Annotated in this window: 1 protein-coding gene; it reads left to right on the top strand. The window is 65.4% G+C overall.

Annotated features, from left to right (window positions below):
* Positions 1-518 (top strand): methyl-accepting chemotaxis protein (locus JWG43_RS17655; RefSeq protein WP_275888495.1); only part of this gene is annotated, 518 nt, incomplete at its 5' end.
* Positions 519-627 lie beyond the last annotated feature (109 nt).

Here is a 627-nt window from a genome sequence, read left to right as displayed (position 1 = left end):
AAATAAGCGGGATCCTGGAGGTGATCGGGCAGATTGCGGATCAGACCAACCTGCTCTCCCTCAACGCGGCCATAGAGGCAGCCCGGGCCGGCGAGCAGGGGCGCGGCTTTGCTGTGGTGGCCGACGAGATCCGGGCGCTGGCCCAGAAGACCCGCAGCTCCACCGGCGAGATCAGCGACATGATAGGGGCGCTGCAACAGAGTACCCGGCAGCTCTCCGACGGCATGACCCAGGGCGCCCAGACCTCGGTTCTCTGTCAGCAGCACATGGGGGCCACCGCCGAGGTGCTCGACCAGATCAACCAGATGCTGGCCCAGGTGACCCACACCAGTGACGAGATAGCCCAGGCCGTCAGCCAGCAGGCGGACGTGACCAGCACCCTGGATCAGGGGATCCACCAGATCCACCAGCTGGCCAACCACACCGCCGACAACAGCAGACAAGCCCTCGATGGCATCACCCTGCTGGTGGAGCGGCTGCAGAACCTCTCCCGCCTGATCAACCAGTTCCACGACTGAGATTGCCCTCCGTGTAGCCAGGCGCGTCCTTGGACGCGCTGTGATGACGCTGCCACCAACCCCTGATGCCCGACGCCAGCCCTATCCGATTGCGCTCCCTCCCCCTGGT

The sequence above is a fragment of the Desulfobulbus alkaliphilus genome, from assembly GCF_016918545.1.
Taxonomy (GTDB): Bacteria; Desulfobacterota; Desulfobulbia; order Desulfobulbales; family Desulfobulbaceae; genus Desulfobulbus; species Desulfobulbus alkaliphilus.
This window is presented reverse-complemented; position numbering and strand designations above follow the sequence as displayed.